The following is a 4103-nucleotide window of genomic DNA, read 5'->3' as shown; positions in this document are numbered from 1 at the left end:
CAGCCAGGTGCTGTGGGTACCGGCGGCCAGCCGCAAGGCCCGTCACCACTTGGCCGCGCACGGACTGCCGCAAGCCTTACCGTTTGTGCTGTCGGTGCGCCTCGACTCCTTCGGGCGGCTGTGGGCCGGTACCCTCAACGGCCTCTACGTATGGGAAGCCGGGGCTACTACCGGCGCGGCCCCACCCGTGCGCCCTCTCCCTACGCGGCTAGCCCCCCAGGATGGCGTGCCGACCAGCATGAACTCCGAGCGCGTGCATCAGCTCTACGAAGACCGAAATCAGGTGATGTGGCTGTGCGCCTCCGCTGGCGGGCTTAATAAGGTTGATTTACTCCAGAAAAAATTCGGGCACCTGCGCCGCCAGCTTGCCGGCCCGCTCACGACGGCCAGCAATTATATCAACGCCATTTACAAAGAGGAAGCCACGCATACGCTGTGGCTGGGCACCCGCAACGGCATTGCGGCCTATGATCTGGCCACGCAAACCTACCGGCACTACCTGACCCAAGCCACCGATGCCTCCCGCACAATCGACGTGTCGGTTATTTTTCAGGCTGCCGATGGCACCCTGTGGTTTGGCACTCGCAATGGCGGCTTCGCCACCCTGCGCCGCCCAGCGGGTGGGGGGGCGCCACGCTTCACGTTTACCCGGCAGCTACCGGGTGGGGTAAGCCTGGCAGGGGCTATCGAGTCTATTACCCAGGACCGCTGGGGGACTATCTGGCTGGCCAGCTTTGAGTGGGGCCTGGTGCGCCTATCTCCCGATGGCCGCCTGCTAGCGCGCTATAACCGCACGCAGGCCACCTGCCCTCCGAGCAGCTGACCTACCTGCTCTATGACGCGTCGCACGATGTACTATGGGTGAGCACGCACGATGCCGGCCTGCTGAAACTGCGCCCCACCGCTGACTCCGTGCGCCTGCTGGCGCACTATCAGTACGCACCCGGTCAGCCCAATAGCCTGCCCGTCAACTACGTGTGGCCCCTGCTGCTGGATAAGGCCGGCAGCTTGTGGATTGGAACCATTGGCGGCGGGCTGCTGCGCCTCGCGCCCGATGCACAGGGCCACGACCACCTGAGCAGCCTGGCCCGCTACTTGCCCGAAACTGACGTGGAAAGCCTGCTGGCCGACGACGACGGCAACTTGTGGGTGGGCGGCACGGGGCTGTACCGCTTCACGCCCACCAATCGCCAGTATTTGCGCTATGATGTGGCTGATGGCTTGCAAAGCAACGCCTTCAAGATAAACTCGGCGGCGCGCGCCCAGGATGGGACGCTGTACTTTGGCGGGATTAACGGGCTCAATTACTTTCAGCCAGGGCGCATTCTGGCCAACCGCCGTCCGCCGCAGGTGCAGTTTACCGAACTGCGGGTGATGAACCGGCCGGTGGCTGTGGGCCGCCCCTTCAACGGGCGGGTGCTGCTGCCTGAGGCCTTGCCCCGCCGCCCGCCGCTGACCCTACGGGCGGCCGAAAACAACTTCTCGGTCGAGTTTGCGGCCCTGAACTACGTCAATCCGCAAAAAAACCAGTACGCCTACCGGCTGCTGGGCTACCAGAACGACTGGGTCAGCCCCGGCTATGGGCAGCGCTCGGCTACCTTCACCAACCTACCCTCGGGGCACTACACGCTGCAAGTAAAGGCCTCCAACGGGGAAGGCAACTGGTCGGGCACATCTGCTAGCTTGTCACTGGAGGTACTAGCCCCCTGGTACCGCACCAGTTGGGCCTACGCGCTCTACGCACTGGCCGCGCTGGGAGCCGTGGGTCTGTACCGGCGGGTGGAAATGGCGCAGCAGCGGCTGCAAAGTAAGCTGGCGCTAGAGCAGTTTAAGGTGGAAAAAGAGAAAGAGTTGACCAATCTCAAGCTGGGCTTTTTCACTAACATCAGCCACGAACTGCGCACCCCGCTCACCCTGATACTAGGGCCAGTGGAGGACATCATGCGCGGCGAGCGAGTACCCGATTTGCTGAGCAAGCTGCGGCCCGTGCAGCAGCAGGCCCGCAAGCTGCACGAGCTAGTAAACCAGCTGCTCGATTTTCGGAAGGTAGAGAGCGGCCACGTGCCGCTGCGGGCCAGCTACACCGCCGTGGCTCCAGTGCTTACCCGCGTATTCGGCACGTTTGAGGACCAGGCCCGCGAGCGTGGCATCGAGCTGGTGTTGGACGTGCCGGCTGCGCCCGTTGCGCTGTACTTCGACCCCAGCAAGCTGGAAATCATCCTGACCAATCTGCTGGCCAATGCTCTCACCTACACCCGTGCGCAGGGCCGCGTGGTACTGGGAGCGCGGGTGATAGGTGCGGCGGGCAACGAAGCCGTGACGGAAAACGCGCAGGTGGTCGACAACTACTTGAAAATTAGTGTTTCGGACACGGGCATTGGCATTGCCGCTCATGAGCTGCCGCATATTTTTGATGTGTATTACCAAGCCTCGCATACCACCGCACTTGGCGGGGTGGGCACGGGTATTGGGCTGGCCCTGGCGCGGCAGTTTGCCGAGCGGCACGGCGGCCAGCTACTGGTAGCCAGTACAGTGGGCGTAGGCACTACCTTCGAGCTGCGCCTGCCATTCGGCCGCCAGCACCTGCTGCCCGAAGATTTGCAACCCGAAAACTCGCCCGAACCGCTTACGGATAAAGCGGCGGAAAGCCTGCTCGAGCCGCCTACTGGCAAGGAGCCCGAAAGCCTGCTACCCGCTACTCCAGAAGCGGCTGGGGGGGCAGAACTATCAAGCTTGCTCATAGTGGAAGACAGCGACGAGCTGCGCGCGTACCTGCAGCAGCTTTTTGCCGCCGACTACCGCGTCGCGGTGGCTGAAGACGGCGTGGCGGGCTGGGAGCAGGTGCTGGCCCAGCTACCCGACCTGATTGTTTCGGATGTGATGATGCCGCGTGCCGATGGCCTAGAGCTGTGCCAGCGAGTAAAGCAGCATCCCAAAACCAGCCACATTCCAGTCGTGTTGCTGACGGCGCGCACGGCGGCTACCCACGAGCTGGAGGGCCTAGGCGTAGGGGCCGACGAATACGCGAGCAAGCCCTTCGATTCAAGCGTGCTGCGGGCCAAAGTGGAAGCCTTGCTGCGCAACCGGCGCCGGATGCACGAATATTACCAACGCCAGATACTGCTGGAACCCACTGAATTGGTGGTGCCCGATGCTGACCGGCAATTTCTCGAAGCCGCCATGGCGGCGGTAGAGCAGCACCTAAGTGATGTTGATTTTAAGGTGGCCGAGCTGAGCGCTGCGCTGGCCATGAGCCAGTCGACCTTTTACCGCCGCCTCAAAACCCTGACGGGGCAGACGGCCGTCGAGTTCATTCGGGATGTGCGCCTGAAGCGAGCTGCCCAGCTTCTCACGCACTCGCAGCTGCGCATAGCCGAAATAGCGGATGCTGTCGGCATTGCCGATGCCAACTACTTCCGGGTTATTTTTCAAAAGCGCTTCGGTCAAACTCCTTCGGAATATGCCCGTCAGCACCGGCCGGAAGCGACCAGGCCGTAGGGGCGCCTAACTGCCTACCCACAACAAAAGCCCGCCTCCACTAGCTGGAGGCGGGCTTTTGTTGTGGGTAGGCGGCGCGCTATTCCTTCACAAACCGTAGCCGGGTGGTTTGGGTAGCGGTGGCAAGCTCCACTAGGTACAGCCCGCTTGGCAGGTCGTGCACATCTAGCGCGCCGTCGGCGCCGGTTAGCGGTAGGCTACGCACCACTTGGCCTGTCATGTTGAGGATGCGGGCGCGGGTGTCGCGGCTGCTCTGCGGCAGATTGATGTGCAGCACGTCGCGCACTGGGTTTGGATAAAGCGTAGGGCTAGCATCGGCCGTGGCGGGCTGAGCGGCGAGGGTGGTAGCCATGCGGGCCGCCGCGGGGCTGCCAAAGCCCCATTGGGCGTTGGCATTGGTAGTATTGGCCCACTGGCCTACATCAGCGCCATTGGTAGTGCGGCCCATGCCATCGAGGTAGAGGCTAGTAGTGCGGTTGCGGATGCGGTAGAAATCACCGTCAAACTGCTCTACTGCCCAGTGCTGGTTGGGGCTGCCGCTGTTGCCGTACTGGCCTGCTGTGGCGCCGTTAGTAGTGCGGCCCATGCCGTCGAGGTACAAGCCG

3 protein-coding genes are annotated in these 4103 nt (G+C 62.9%); 2 read left to right on the top strand and 1 reads right to left on the bottom strand.

Annotation, left to right across the window (positions count from 1 at the left end):
- Both VI25_RS25320 and VI25_RS20230 read left to right on the top strand, forming a co-directional pair.
- A partial coding sequence (locus VI25_RS25320) for a two-component regulator propeller domain-containing protein (protein ID WP_410503446.1) occupies positions 1-823 on the top strand: 823 nt, incomplete at its 5' end.
- Between the two features lie 38 nt (positions 824-861).
- Positions 862-3498, top strand: coding sequence for a response regulator (locus VI25_RS20230; RefSeq protein WP_055562777.1), 2637 nt, complete (start codon positions 862-864; stop codon positions 3496-3498).
- A gap of 79 nt (positions 3499-3577) precedes the next feature.
- Here VI25_RS20230 and VI25_RS25315 read toward each other — a convergent pair.
- The coding region (locus tag VI25_RS25315; RefSeq protein WP_161806997.1) for an RICIN domain-containing protein at positions 3578-4103 on the bottom strand (526 nt) is incomplete at its 5' end.

The organism is Hymenobacter sp. AT01-02 (assembly GCF_000961955.2).
In the GTDB taxonomy this organism is placed as follows: Bacteria; Bacteroidota; Bacteroidia; order Cytophagales; family Hymenobacteraceae; genus Hymenobacter; species Hymenobacter mucosus.
This window is presented reverse-complemented; position numbering and strand designations above follow the sequence as displayed.